Origin of the sequence: Mariniblastus fucicola (genome assembly GCF_008087665.1) — a bacterium.
Lineage (GTDB): Bacteria > Planctomycetota > Planctomycetia > Pirellulales > Pirellulaceae > Mariniblastus > Mariniblastus fucicola.
In genome coordinates this window covers 3,682,877-3,696,946 of record NZ_CP042912.1, presented here as the reverse complement: position 1 = coordinate 3,696,946, position 14,070 = coordinate 3,682,877, and the positions used below count along the sequence as shown (strand labels likewise).

Sequence of the window (14,070 nt, the reverse complement as noted above, 5' to 3'; positions counted from 1 at the left end):
TCGAACGATCGTAAAAATCGTCAAACTTTCTGGAGCTTTCCCGGGTAGCATATTGCCAGTCCGGAGGCGCAGGGAAGTTTGACTGCCCTTGTGAAACCCGAGACCTCTTTCGGTCAATCTGCCAACTCGACCCAGTTGCCAGAATCGGGAATCCCGTCGATGTCGACCGGGTAAATATTTCAATCCTCTGCAGTAAAAGAGCGTCTGAGTGTTGGCGTCTTATACTTGTAGATTGACTTTCGAATTCCAGAAGGAGTTTTACACATGCGATTTTCTCGCTGTCTCCACACCATGCTGATCGCGATCTTCGCCGGATCGATGTTGGCAGGCTTTGCGTTCGCCGAAGATACAAAAAAGCCGGAGAAGAAACCTGAGTTTCCAAAATTGGAAACGGTCACCAAGGACTACACCAAGGTCGAAGGTGACGGCGGAGCGTTTTACGAACTGTGGCTGAACAAAAAAACCGGCCAAGTTCTGGGGAAACTTCCCAAAGACTACGCAACGGCACGCCATTATATTGCTCCTACCGTTTCCGGCGGCGAAATCTTCGCCGGTCTGCAGTCGGACGCGAAATACGTCTACTGGAGAAAGTTCGGTAAGCGTTTGGCGATGATGGAAGAGAACCTTTCGATTAAAGGCTCTGACGCCGAGTCGAAGTCTTCCGTGAATCGTCTGTTTACTGACCGAGTGCTGCTGGATGTGCCAATTCTGACCATGGACGGTGGACGTCCCGTGATCAACCTGAATCAGGCTCTGCTTTCCAATGCCAGTGACTTCTTCGACAGCTACGTTTCACCGAACACAAGTTTGGTTTCTGTCAAAAAGGCCAAATCGTTCCCTGAGAATATCGAGCTGTGCTACGAAGTCCCGATGTACAACGGTTCCCTGAAAACGCTGCACTTTTCAGTCAGCAAAGTCATGGGTTCGAAGACTTACAAGCCCCGCAAAGCGGATCAGCGAGTCGGTTACTTCATGACCGAGTACAGCGACTATGGCAAGTACAAGGACGACGAAACAAACGTCCGGTACATCAACCGTTGGCATTTGGAAAAGCGTGATCCAAAATTGCGTTTGAGTCCTCCAAAACAGCCGATCGTTTTCTACATCGAGCACACGACTCCAGTCCGCTATCGTCGCTTCGTTCGCGAAGGCATTTTGCACTGGAACAAAGCGTTCGAAAAAGTAGGCATCGCCAATGCAGTTGTCGTGTACCAGCAAGACAGTGTGTCCGGCGATCACATGGACAAAGATCCTGAAGATGTTCGCTACAACTTCGTTCGCTGGTTGAATAACAACGTTAGCACCGCGATCGGACCAAGCCGCGTTAATCCAAAGACCGGTGAGATTCTTGATGCGGACATCATTCTGACCGACGGTTGGATTCGTACTTTCGAGTATCAGTTCAGCAACATCATGCCGAAACTGGTCATGGAAGGTGCTTCTCGGGAAGAACTTGCCTGGTACGTTCAGCATCCGAACTGGGATCCGCGAGTTCGTCTCGCCGAGCCATCGGAACGCGATTTTATCCTTCAGCAGATTCGCCACGAAGCGGCTCAGAAGTTTGCTACGCAAGCCAAAGAAATGCATCAGGCTCGCATGATGGGTGAAAATCCTGAAAGCGTGTTGGACAAGGATTCTCCGGCCCGAATCAGCAGCGGTTGCTTTGCGGCTGACGGCCGGTCGATGGACGTTGCTTTCATGCGTATGTCGATCGATATGAAAATGGCGCAGGAAGAAGACGCCAAGAAGAAAAAGAAGAAGTCCAAGAAGGATGACGACGAAGACGAAGACGACGATGAAGATGAGGACGACGAAGACGAAGATGAGGACAGCGAAGACGAAGATGAGGACAGCGAGCAAATGCTCGACGGCATGCCTGAGTCTTTCATTGGAAGCCTGCTCGCAGACCTTGTTGCTCACGAAGTCGGACACACGCTCGGTCTTCGCCACAACTTCAAAGCTTCATCAATCTACGACATCGCCGAAATGAACTCGGAGCTTCTCAAGGGCGTCAAGCCTTTCACGGGAAGTGTGATGGACTACAACCCAACGAACTTCTACGTCGAAGAAGGCGAAGTTCAGGGTGACTGGGCCATGATCGGAGTGGGTCCCTACGATATGTGGGCGATCCAATACGGTTACACAATGGACGAGAAGAAGCTTCCGAAAATTCTCTCTCGCGTTGCAGAGCCAGAATTGGCTTTCGCGACCGATGAAGACACCAGCGGGCCTGACCCTCTGGCGCGTCGCTATGACTTTGGTAAGAACCCGTTGGATTTCGCGAACGAACAAGTTGCGTTGGCGAAAGTTCACCGCGGGAAGATCATCGATAAGTTCGTCAAGAAAGGCCAACCATGGTCCAAGGCTCGCAAGGGCTATCTGATGACGTTGTCGATGCAGACCAAGTCGAATTCGATGATGGCCAACTGGGTTGGCGGTACATTTGTGAATCGCGACAAGAAAGGTGATCCGGAAGAGCGTGCTCCTCTGGTTCCCGTTCCTGCCAAAGATCAACGTGCTGCACTCGAATTCGTTATCGAGAACTCTTTTGAAGACGACGCCTACGGCTTGGATACTGAACTGCTGCGTTACATGGCGAAGGATCACTTCAGCCGCCGCGACACGCCGACCTGGCCAATTCACGATCGCGTGATGAGCCTCCAGGCCAGCATGTTGTCGTCGCTGATGTCTCCAACGAAGTTGCGTAACGTCTACGACAATGAGTATCGCGTCCCTGAAGACGAAGACGCGTTGACGTTGAACGAACTGATGACCACGATCAACGATTCGATCTGGTCAGAGCTTGAGGATCTGCCGAAGGGCAAGTTTTCTGAGCGTAAGCCAGCGATTTCGAGCATGCGTCGGAATCTGCAGACTGAGTTCATCGAGCGTTTGTTCGACCTGGCGAAAGAAGCCAAAGGTTCGACTGCGGCGCTGAAGCCGATTGCCAATCTGGCGTCCATGAAGCTTCAGGAATTGCACGAGAAACTTGAGAAAGCCTCGGGCTCGAAGAGTCTCGATGCCTACTCCAAGGCTCACTTGATCGACTCCAAAAACCGCGTCAAGAAATTCATCGACGGAACATACGTCGTGAATCAAAGCGGTGGCGGTGGAGGCCTTTCAGGCTTCAGTTTCCTGCTTGGCAAAGACGGTCAGCCTCTTCAGCAAAAGTAGTTTTGCGTTGAGTCCTAAACCTATGATGCCGCCTGAATTCTCAGGCGGCATTTTTTTTTAGTAGGTCAGTCTGTCCCAGACTGACACCAGCAAATTGACACCGCCAGACTGACACCGCGCCTTCGCTCCCGAAAATCCAATTCACGGACTCAAGGAAAGCAACCTTTGCATCAACCGAACATCGAAAACCCGAACCTGGATTCGAGCGCCAGCAGCCGATTCGCGACCGCCTTCCACGTCCTGTTCCAGACGCTGCTTGTCGCAGCCTTTGCCATGTGGTTCGGCGGTTTCGGATTCTATGTAAGCTTTGTTGTCCCTGTCGGCAACGAAGTTCTCGGTTCGACGTTCGAGCAAGGATTGATCACTCGGGAAGTCACCGTGCCCTTGAACTGGCTGGGATTATTCGCGGGCTTGCTCATGCTGTGCGACGTGATCCTGATGCGTTTCTCTGGCCAATCACCTGGTCGTCGAATGCCGTTGTTAGCAGTCGGTGCAATGGCCATTGTGATCCTCGTCATGCAAGTCGCACTGTTTTGGCTGCATCCGCAGATTGATGCCTTCGTTGATCTCGAGATTCATGAAATCAAGGATGACTATGACCAGTTCTACTGGCTGCACCGTCTGTATCTTTGGGCCAGCACGATCCAGTGGATCGCCGCATGGGTTTGGCTGCTGTTTCGCGTTTCGCTTTGGCGGACAGCGCGTCGGTTGTCGAAGTAGCAAGCGAAACGGCCACCTTAAATCGATCAGACGCGTCAATTTGTTTTCAACGATCGTTGTTCGTGGTTCAGCATCCACTGCTTTCGCCAAACACCTCCGCCATAACCCGACAGCGAACCATCGGCTCGAATCACGCGGTGGCACGGCACGACGATCGCAAACCGGTTGTCGCCGTTTGCTTTTCCAACGGCACGCATGGCTTTCGGATTCTCGAGATTCTTCGCGATCTGTTCGTAGCTTCTTGATTCACCGTAGCGGATTTGCAAGAGCTGACGCCAAACCTGTTCCTGAAACGTAGTTCCTTTGAGCACGATTGGTGTTTGGAATTTCTCTAACTTTCCCGCGAACCAGGCTTGTAGCTCACCTTGAATCGAGCGATGAAATTCGTTCTCGCCAATGACAAATGTGCAACGCGTCAGTTTGTTGACTCGTTTGATTTGTGTTTCCAACATGCGACGGTCAGCGAATTCCAGCAGATGCAGACCTTGCTCATTCGCCGCACAAACCATCGGCCCCAACTCTGTCAGGACTCGGTTGACGTACATCGGTTTCGCCGACTCCGCCGACCCGGTCGAATCGCCTCTGGCTCGTGATGGCGGAACGTTCTCGAACAGCTTTTTGAACGCATCGCGAAATCCACTGGCTGATTCGTACCCCGAATTCAGTTGAGCCGATGTCGCTGATTGATTGTCGACCTGAATTTGGCCGATCGCGCGACCGAGGCGTCTGGTCCGTTGGTAGCAGTGAAATGTCATGCCATGCTGAGCCTTGAACCAGCGGCGAACGCGTGCCGGTTCAAGCCCCAATTCTCTCAAGTCGTGGTCTTTCCAGCGACGATCCGGAAATTCCTCAATTTGCGAAAGCAGATTCGCCAGCCACTCAGGCGCCGTTCCGAAAGCTTCCATCGGTCGACACCGTTTGCAGGGCCTGAATCCGGCCGCCAGAGCGTCCCGAACGTTGCCGTAAAAGCTGACGTTTTTCTCCAGCGGCTTTTTCGCCGGACAGGTCGGTCGACAAAAGATACCCGTCGTTTTGACCCCGACGATGAAGATGCCCTCGTATTCAGAATCACGTTCGCAGAGGGCTTTGTACATCTCCTGCGTCGTCGGAAGTTCAGTCGGAAAGAGCGTGTTTGACATGTTCGTGTTGGCCGTGCAATTTGCGATACAAATTTGAATCCGCAGCATGGCTGGATTCGCCGGAATGCGTGAACGCGATTCGAGTCCGTATCTTAACGGTCCGCGTTTTGCTCACCGACGAAAACTGAACACGGAAGTCGAAAGGCACTTTTTCTCGCCAAACTGTACGTTTTTATTGGTTGGAAAGACGCTCGCTACTCTTCGAACTTTCCGTCAAAGTTTCCTGCGGAATCTTCATTGCGAGAAATGCTGATCAGATCGCCCCGGCGGTCGTGCTCAAAACTGCAGCAATCATACAGCACATCCTTGAGTTTGCTTCTGCCGCGTTGAACTCGCGATTTAACGCCGGAAAGCGAAATGTTGAGACGATCTGCGATCTCCTGTTGCGACATTCCTTGAAGCTTATAAAGTTCGACGGCTTCGCGATATTTGTCAGGCAACAGCTCCAGCATTCGAGGCAGCCATCCGATGACCACGTCTTCGAGTTGCTGTTCGTGATCGGGTGCGGCTTCGACAAGTTCGGCCAGCCTCGCTGCTTCTTTTGATTTCGCGCGATAGTGATCGGCGAGCAGGTTCCGGGCGATTTGGAAGATCCACGGTCTGATGCGTTGAACGTCGGCGACAGTATCAAGTTTTGCGTGGATGCGAACGAAGGTTTCCTGCAAGAGATCTTCTGCCGTTTGGTGATCGCGGACGCGCACGACAAAGAAAGACTTGAGTTGCTCGCCCAACAGCAGCCAGATCTCCTCGGACGTTTTAAGACCTTCGCTCATTCATTCCTCTTTGTCGTGCTTTGACCGTACTTGATTGTTTCGCCGAAGGCAGGAGTGATTCCGTCGCCTTTCCTACGCGGAAGGTGTCACGCTTTCCGCGAACGCGAAATCTGTCGAACACACACCGGTGGACGGCAGTTGCAGTTCGACATTTCGCGCCGCCTCATGGTCACCAGCAAGTTCAGCGACGATCGACCGGACTTGTTCGTAGCCCGTCATCAGCAGGAACGTTGGAGCCCGGCCGTAACTTTTCATGCCGGCCAGATAGAAACCACGCTCAGGTTGCTGAAGTTCCGCTGCTCCGTGCGGTAGAACGGATCCGCAACTGTGATGGTTTGGGTCAATGAGGGGGCCAAGTGCTTTCGTCGCTTCGGTCGCCGGATCAAACTCCAATCGCAATTCACGAAGCATCGACAAGTCGGGCCGCGCTCCCGATGCGACGATGACTTCGTCAACTTTCGCCCGAGTTTGACCATCGACGTCGACGATCTCGAGGCCATTGTCTTTTGGATTTACCGCCGCAATTGAGAGGCCTGTAAGCAAGGTAACCTTGCCGTCATCGACTGCGTTCTTCACGCGAGACCCAAGGGCGCCGCGTTCTGCGATTTCGTCAGCATCCCCGCCGCCCCAAAGTTTTGTCGGGTCGCTACGACGGATTGCCCAGGTAATCGACGTGTCCGGTGTGGTGGTCGCGAGTTCGACCAGGCCAAGAACGTTGCCTGTCGCAGAATGCCCTGAACCAACGACCAGAACGCGTTTTCCCGCGTAACGCTCCCGATCGGTTCCGAAAATATCCGGCATGCCATACTGGATTTTGTCTCGCGACCGTCGCTCGCCATCAGCAAGTACACCACCTGCTCCAAGAGGGTTCGGGGTCGTCCATGTTCCTGACGCATCGATGACCGCTCGTGCTTTGAATCGCTGCGGTCCCTGCGGAGTTTCCACGACGAGGAGAAACGGAGCCTCGTTTCGTTGCCCGTCTTTCATCAGGTCATGGCCTTCTCGCGAAACTGAAACGACTTTGTGATTGAGCTTGATCTGCGGTGTGATGTCGCTGTGCTTCGACAGTGGATCAAGGAAGTGATCGATCAAATCGCCAGCAAGCGGCACTCGATCGGCGTCCGGTTCTTGCCAGTTTCTATCGGACCGTAAAAGTCTGAGTCCGGCCGGATGCATTAGGAAAGACCACGGCGTAAACAGCCGTACGTGTCGCCATTGCCACATGCTGGCGGCGACGCGTTTACCAGATTCCAGGACAATGAAATTCTGCTTTCGCTCGACCAAGTTTGCTGCGGCAGCCAGTCCAACCGGTCCGGCACCGATCACGACAACCGGAAGTTCACGATTCAACTGCGAAAGATCGACGGGCGCCAGTGTTTCGTCTGCCACGATCTTGGTGATTGGGAGCTTCGCATCTGTGTTGCCGCCACAGCACGAATTGGTCGGCAACGGGTTCTTCTTTTTCGAGTCGTCCAAGCTGATCGCCTTGGGTGTGCAGCAGCCGAGGCCTTGTTCTTCAGGCTTCGGCGTGGCCAAATCGTCAGTGCTGGATTCGTTCCTGTTCATCTTCGTTCCTGGGGTAAGAAAATTTCTTCTCTCTTACTACTGAAGACGCGTTGCATCCAAAAAAGACGCAAAAGCACTGAAATTAAACAAAAACTTCTGTCAGTTCAGGATCAACCAGCCTTCGCCATCGAGCTGTTGATTCTCATTGGCAAATCGAAGCGGCTTGCCTTCCGGGAGAGGATTGGGAATCCTGATCGCGATCGTCTGCCCGTCCGTCAACTTTGATTCGAAAGTCGCCTCGCGGGTAACGGACTCGCCAGGGAGAATGGAAGGCAGCTTCCAACGTTTCTCTACTGATCGAACTACCTTGCCGGCGTCATCCAGAACGGCGACTTCGACTGGCCAATCAAAATAAAACGGTGCCACACCACGGTTCTCAAGCGAAACATCAACTTTCGTTTTTCCTGCGATCGAGCGAATCGTAACGCTCGGAACGTGTAGCGAGTAACCCAGCCTTCCGACTTTGCGAGTCGCGTTGCGGACTCGCTCGGCAGACGGTTTGCCCTTCTCGCCAAACATGCCCGAATCCATCAACCAGCTCGCATGAGTGGCTTCAACGCAACGGACAAACTCCTGGCCTTTTACTTCGCAACTTTCATCATCGAAAACACAGCCCCAGACTTCCGGACGAATCTCGCCACCGATCATTCGCATCTTCCACGCATCCAGGACGCCTGCCGTTTTCAGCGCTGGCACAAAGAACCAGTCGTCTTCTTCTTTTCCGGTGTCGACAGTCGCCCAGGCGAATGAGTCATCGTGATATCCGAACTTCGTTTTTGCGTTCGAAGCGTAAGTGTAGTTGTGCTCGCCCGCAGGGTAGCGCAACAGCACCGGAGTCGTTTTGAATGCTTCTGCGAACTGGTCCATCACATGCGTCTGGTATGCCTTGTCCGGAAAAAGCTCCGTCCGCGGATAGGAATGCCACTCTCCCCAATGGCCAAGAATTCCCATCGTCAAACAGGCGACTCGCGGATCACCGTCGTACTTCTCGCCCAGTTTTGCGATCAGCAAATCGATCGCGGCTCTTAGTTCAGGATCTTCATAGTCAGGAGCATGGATAAGTTCCTTGTCCTCGTTCTTCCACTTTGTGATCTTCAATCCGCCATCGATTAGAAACTGAGGCACCGAAGGGCTTTTTTTCGTCGGGTATTCAAGATAGACGCGAAAAGTGAGCTGACATCCGCGTCCGTTGGCCTGATAAAGCCACCTTTCAATCGGGGCGAAATCGACTCGCCCTTTCTCCGGCATCAGTTCTCGCATCGAGAAATAATGGAACTCCATCGAGTGCGGAAACACCTCGGATTGAAACTTTTTCAGGTATTGCTGCTTTTCATCCTCCGTTGCGTACGGATCCAACCAAGGCATGGCCGAAACGTAAGGCACCAGTCCTCGCAGTGGATTGTCGATCGGCGCAGGGCGATATTTGTACGTTGGCTTTTGGGCCGATACGGATGCTGACGCGAACAGCAAAAAGGAAACGAGCAGCAATGCAGCGGAGCGAAATTTCATAAGTGACGAATCAATGGGTGGCTGAGAATTTCAATTGGTAAATTTGGCCTGAGACAATGACGTGCTTAACACTTCGTGGACTTTTTCTTTTTGCCGACGCGGCCCATCGACTCAATTTTCTCAATATAGTCCGTTGCGAGGGGAACTTTGCAACTGGTCTCACCCATCTCCACCTCGACTTTACCAATCTTTTTCGCTGTCGCTTTCGCCACGTCAATCAGCGGCTCAACATACCCGCCGACAGCGATCACGAAACCGTTCATCGTGTAGCGGACGCGATTCTTCGCCTTGTCGATGCTGGCTTCGATCATTTTCAAGTGAGATTTGATCTCCTTCAGATTCAACTCTGAGTCATCTTTCGTCATCACGATGCCCGCGTATGTGCTCCAGCCCGCCGCCGCCACGTGCTCCTTTTTCGCAGCGATCCACTTGTTCGCGATCGCAACCGCATCGGGATGTTCGGCGGCGACTCCGGCCACGGCATACTCCGAAACCATGTACCAGTTTGCCTCGCGAGCCCATTGGTTCAGATCGGCTTTCTTCATCCGGGTTCCGTCCGCGACAATCCCGGCCAGGTACATCGCGTCGGCGTTACCCGTCGAATACAGTTCCAACGCCAGATCCTGTTGTCCCTTGATTTTTTTGGCAATCGTCTTCATGTCAGCGACTTTGCAGCCGAACATGTTTTCCGGCGCTCCATGCCGAGCATAGATCTTTCTCGATTGCTCCGAGCCAACTTTCTTCAGCGCGGACATGACTTCATTCACGTTCATCATCGGTCGGTTCCTCGGGTGGTGGATTGGTGGTCACGAAAAACGGATCCAGCATGGTCGCATCGACGAAGGCTGCATCGGGCTGCGCGATTCGATCTGGCGAAAGGGTCGCGCGACCGAACTCCATCGAATGATATTGCAGCCGATCCCTGACTCCGACCGCAACTTCTTCGCCGGGACTGACGGCGCCGAAAGCCAGTCGTTGTGATTCTTTCCAGATGAAATTCAACATGGCGTCTCGGGCGTTCTGGTCAAAGTCAGTCAGGTCAGGCACCAGAACGACTATGCAGAACCCAGTATCGCCAATCTGGCAAAGCGTGCGAATCTCGTGCGAACGAGGACCAGTGAAGATTTCGTCTCGCTGTTCGTTCAACAGGGACGCCAATTCAGCGGCGATCTTTTGGGCGTCCGGGGTGTTGCCCGTCGACAACGCGTCGCCGTCCAGAAAGTCGCGTTCTGCAATTCCAAACGCGGAGTTCCCGTCAGCATCCGAGACACCGCGATACGAATTGATCAGCCCTTGTGTGACTGCCGATTGCATACGGATGGACGGCAGCAGAGCCAAGGCGGCGAAAAAGCAAAGATAGCCCATCAGCAATCCGTTTGTGGCCGAGCGTTCGCCAGAGAGTTCCTGTTTTCGGGCGATTTGAAACTTTGCGATGTGCCCAAAGACAATTGCCAGAAAGCCGGTGATCACGGCGGTTGGCGGAACAAAGATTAGCGGAATGGAAACCAGACCGAACATCCAACTGACGCCTGCGGCGATGGACGGCAATGGCTCGGAGGTAAGATCGGTCTGAGCTTCCTGGCGAGCAACTCTTGGATCGATTCGGTTGGCGTTGACCATAGGCTGGTGGTATCTCAATTCTGAGGTGACCATTTTCAAGACGCCACAGCTGGGCTTGCGTCGGCTTAACGAAGCAAAGTGTAGCGCCGCGAATTCAAGTTGAATCGTGGGGGGGCGTCGCCGTCAACAAAAAAAGCGGCAAGGAAATCCCTGCCGCCAGTGTATCTGTATTTGTCGACGCGTTCAAACAAACGCCAAGCGTTCAAATAATGCCGATTTGGTTCGCGTTAAACTAAACGCCGAACGAGTTGCCGCAACCGCAGGTTCGTTTCGCCTGTGGATTGTGGAACTGGAATCCACGTTGCTCAATGCCTTCGTAGTAATCGACAGTCGTGCCTTCGAGGAACAACGCTTCTTTGCGATTGACGATGACTTCGACGCCGTGTTGCTCCATTTTCATGTCGTTGGCTTCGTCGAAATCAGTGACAATGTTGAGGCTGTAATTGAAGCCGCTGCATCCTCCACTGGAGACGCCAATACGCAACAATGCGCCTGCATCGTAATCGCCTTCTTCGATAAACCGCTTGACTTCTTTCGCGGCAAGTTCTGTTACCGTAACGCTCATAGTGTTCTCCAAATGGGTCGTCGGCCAATCACCGACTCTATTATTTATTAAGGCATTGACCCGCGAGGTCTTACCTCATTTATCCTGAAAAGTTAACCGGCGTCGCACGAAAAGGTTTCGAAACCCCGTGCAGACAGCTTATCGACATTTTTCGTAGCAAGTGATGAATTGTCCATAGCATTTGCCTTAAATCCCGACAAATGCTGTCTAAAGAGGTTCAGCTAAACAGGCCCGAATTCAGGCAAATCTGTGACCAGGTCTCAAAACGCCCGGTGTCGGCCAGCAAATCGGAGATCGGCACAAAGCCATCCTCGAGGATATCGTCCTCATTCGAGTGGACATTCTGAGTCTGGACATCAAAGATATGGACCACGCCAAGGTGGACTTTGCCGACTTCTGTTTCGTCATCGTTAATCAGACCGACACAATTTTGCTCAAACGGAGTCTCGATTTTTACTTCTTCTTCAAGTTCGCGTTGCATGCCCTGGTCGTAGGGGGAATCTTCCCCGGCATCAAGTGTTGAAATGTGTCCGCCGATGCCGATGCTGCGTTTGCTGTGAAGCCGCGATTCGCCTTGGCCTTTGCCACGCGTGTACTGATAGATCGAAACGGTCCCGTCGTCAGCCGTGTGACGAAAGATGCAATACGGAATCAGCTGTTTGAAAGAAGGATCGGACTCCATTTCGTCGCGCGGACGGTAAGAAGTGTGAGTCGGATCGAGCAGGACTTTCAGGTAGCGATCCATGTCAGCGCTAAATCCCTGAAAATGACCGCACTGGTGAAAGACCGCAGTCGCCACGACCATCACTTGTTCCGTTTCGACGATCGACATGGCGGCAACTCCGTTTAAATATGCGCAAAAAAATGTTCCCGTGAATTCTACCCGACCTCTCGATCCACGTCACCAGCCCCCAACGTTTCGCCCAATCGCCGCATGCCTTCGGCCATCGAAACTCTCGGATGATATCCAAAATCTTCCTTGGCTCGGCTGATGTCAAAATAATGGCTCTTCGCCAACTGGGCTGCAAGGAATCGCGTCATCCTCGGTTCACCCGGAAGTTCCCGGATCGAATGCCAGGCCTCAAGCATGTAGCCAAGCCGCCAAGCCCATGGATAGGAGATCGACTTGGTAACTTTCGGCACACGTCCCAATTCCAGGATCTCGTTGATCCACGCCCACAAGTTGACCGGCTCGTCTTGCGAAAGAAAGTACGCGCTGCCGCAAACTGGCGAACCGGGCCGCATGGCTTCAGCGGCCTGCACATGAGCCAACGCTGCGTTTTCAACGAAGATGCTGTCGACCAGATTCTTGCCATCGCCAACGCGCCGTAACTGTCCTTCGCGAGCTCGCTCGATCAGTCGCGGAATCAAGTGCCGATCGCCTGGACCCCAGATCAAATGAGGTCGCAACGCACACGTCATCAGTTGTTTGTCATCGTTGGCGTCGAGCACGCACTGCTCGGCCAAAGCTTTGGAGTGCGGATAGTGCGCCAACCAGTCTCGCGGATAAGGAGCCGATTCATTTTGGTCGATCTGGTGCTTGCCGCCAAAAGTCACACTCGGGCTGCTCGTGTAGACCAGCTTTTTGACTTCCTGATTCAGGCAGGACTCGACGACGTTGCGCGTGCCGATCGTGTTCGTGCTGTGATAAAGTTTCCAAGGTCCCCAAATCCCTGAGATGGCGGCAACGTGAAAGACAACTTCTTGCCCGCGGCAAGCCTCTTCGACCGATTCCGCATTGCGGACGTCGCCGTTGACATGCCGAACGTCTTGCAGGCTGCCCGCATCGTCGCGTCGCCGTGTCATGGCCGTGACTTCGTAACCGCTGGCGAGGAGTTCGCGAACGAGGTACGAGCCCAGAAATCCGTTGGCGCCGGTGACGAGAGCTTTCATTGAGGCCGTTTCAAGGAGTTGGAGTCAGGAGGAGTTTGCCGATTTTAACAGAAAGGTTGCTTTGTCGCAGTGACCGCATCCATCCGTCGCGTTGAGGTTTCGAGACAGCAGCAAGCCGTCGTTGCGATTTCTTTACTCGCCAACTTGAGGGTGTTGTGCGAGAATACCGCTATGAATACCAAAACACCGAAATTCACACTCCGCTCGCCTTCCATCGATCAAGTCGGCGTAGTCGAACGAGCCAGCCGTTTCACGACTCGCAGTATTAAAAAAGAAACGAAAATGCAGGGCCTAAAAATGGCGCTCAGCATGATCGATTTGACGACGCTCGAAGGAAGTGACACCGAAGGCAAAGTCAAACAGCTTTGCTACAAAGCCCGCCACCTTCACGACGCCGTCGAAGGCCTGCCGACGGTCGCTGCGGTTTGCGTGTATCCAAATTACGTCTCGCTGGCGCATAGCGAACTAAAAGGCTCCGGCATCAAAGTCGCTTCGGTCGCGACCGCTTTCCCCAGTGGAAATTCGTCGCTCGAAATCAAGCTCTCCGATGTTCGCATGGCGGTTGAGCAGGGAGCCGACGAAATCGACATGGTGATCTCCCGAGGAAAGTTTCACGCGGGTGACTACCAGTATGTCTTCGACGAAATCGCGGCTGTGAAAGATGCCTGTGGCATGTCGCGTTTGAAAGTCATCCTGGAAACTGGTGAGCTTGGAACGTTGGACAATGTGCGAAAAGCCAGTGACATTGCGATTGCCGCTGGAGCCGATTTTATTAAAACTTCGACCGGCAAAATCAAGCCAGCCGCCACGATGCCAGTGACTTTGGTGATGCTCGAAGCGATCCGTGATCATTACTTTGAGACAGGCGAGATGGTCGGCATGAAACCGGCCGGCGGAATCTCGAAAGCCAAGCTTGCGCTGCACTATTTGATCATGGTCAAAGAAACGCTCGGCGAAGAATGGCTGACGAATCAGTGGTTCCGCTTCGGAGCCAGCAGTTTGGCGAATGACGTCCTGATGCAGATCGTGAAGCAGCAAACGGGCGCCTATCAATCGAAGGATTATTTCTCGATCGACTGAAAGCGTGGCTGTGGCTTCCAGCCGCAGTTTG

The 14,070-nt window shown here is 53.2% G+C and carries 12 protein-coding genes; 3 read left to right on the top strand and 9 right to left on the bottom strand.

Annotated elements, in window-relative coordinates; all coding sequences use genetic code 11:
* Positions 1 to 264 precede the first annotated feature (264 nt).
* Together MFFC18_RS13530 and MFFC18_RS13525 are read left to right on the top strand one after the other, a co-directional pair.
* Entirely contained in the window at positions 265 to 3,174 is a 2,910-nt protein-coding gene (locus MFFC18_RS13530) for a zinc-dependent metalloprotease (protein ID WP_075086062.1), read from the top strand.
* A gap of 165 nt (positions 3,175 to 3,339) precedes the next feature.
* Positions 3,340 to 3,894 (top strand): hypothetical protein, encoded by a 555-nt coding sequence (locus MFFC18_RS13525; protein ID WP_075086063.1) that lies wholly within the window; start codon positions 3,340 to 3,342, stop codon positions 3,892 to 3,894.
* Between the two features lie 35 nt (positions 3,895 to 3,929).
* Here the strand turns inward: MFFC18_RS13525 and MFFC18_RS13520 are convergent, their stop codons facing one another.
* From MFFC18_RS13520 to MFFC18_RS13480, 9 genes are all read right to left on the bottom strand, one after another.
* Entirely contained in the window at positions 3,930 to 5,033 is a 1,104-nt protein-coding gene (locus tag MFFC18_RS13520; protein WP_075086064.1) for a bifunctional transcriptional activator/DNA repair enzyme AdaA, read from the bottom strand.
* 194 nt (positions 5,034 to 5,227) lie between these two features.
* The gene (sigZ, locus tag MFFC18_RS13515; protein WP_075086065.1) at positions 5,228 to 5,806 is read right to left on the bottom strand and encodes an RNA polymerase sigma factor SigZ; all 579 of its coding nucleotides are present in this window, start codon (positions 5,804 to 5,806) and stop codon (positions 5,228 to 5,230) included.
* Positions 5,807 to 5,878: 72 nt separating this feature from the next.
* Complete coding sequence (locus MFFC18_RS13510; RefSeq protein ID WP_084417372.1) at positions 5,879 to 7,372, bottom strand: NAD(P)-binding domain-containing protein; 1,494 nt, start codon at positions 7,370 to 7,372, stop codon at positions 5,879 to 5,881.
* 99 nt (positions 7,373 to 7,471) lie between these two features.
* Positions 7,472 to 8,881, bottom strand: coding sequence for a DUF4832 domain-containing protein (locus tag MFFC18_RS13505; RefSeq protein WP_075086066.1), 1,410 nt, complete (start codon positions 8,879 to 8,881; stop codon positions 7,472 to 7,474).
* 65 nt (positions 8,882 to 8,946) lie between these two features.
* Positions 8,947 to 9,657: a DNA alkylation repair protein gene (locus MFFC18_RS13500; protein ID WP_202907579.1), complete on the bottom strand. Its 711-nt coding sequence runs from the start codon at positions 9,655 to 9,657 to the stop codon at positions 8,947 to 8,949.
* The gene (locus MFFC18_RS13495; RefSeq protein WP_075086067.1) at positions 9,641 to 10,501 is read right to left on the bottom strand and encodes a DUF4190 domain-containing protein; all 861 of its coding nucleotides are present in this window, start codon (positions 10,499 to 10,501) and stop codon (positions 9,641 to 9,643) included. The genes MFFC18_RS13500 and MFFC18_RS13495 overlap by 17 nt, the downstream gene beginning before the upstream one ends.
* Before the next feature lie 232 nt (positions 10,502 to 10,733).
* A complete protein-coding gene (locus tag MFFC18_RS13490) occupies positions 10,734 to 11,066 on the bottom strand; it encodes a HesB/IscA family protein (protein WP_075086068.1) in 333 nt (110 codons plus the stop codon).
* Between the two features lie 217 nt (positions 11,067 to 11,283).
* On the bottom strand, positions 11,284 to 11,898 hold the full coding sequence (locus tag MFFC18_RS13485) for a phosphoesterase (protein ID WP_075086069.1): 615 nt from the start codon (positions 11,896 to 11,898) through the stop codon (positions 11,284 to 11,286).
* A gap of 47 nt (positions 11,899 to 11,945) precedes the next feature.
* Entirely contained in the window at positions 11,946 to 12,959 is a 1,014-nt protein-coding gene (locus MFFC18_RS13480; protein ID WP_075086070.1) for an NAD-dependent epimerase/dehydratase family protein, read from the bottom strand.
* Between the two features lie 171 nt (positions 12,960 to 13,130).
* Between MFFC18_RS13480 and deoC the strand changes: the two genes are divergently transcribed.
* Positions 13,131 to 14,039, top strand: coding sequence for a deoxyribose-phosphate aldolase (gene deoC, locus MFFC18_RS13475; RefSeq protein ID WP_075086124.1), 909 nt, complete (start codon positions 13,131 to 13,133; stop codon positions 14,037 to 14,039).
* The last annotated feature ends 31 nt before the right edge of the window (positions 14,040 to 14,070 follow it).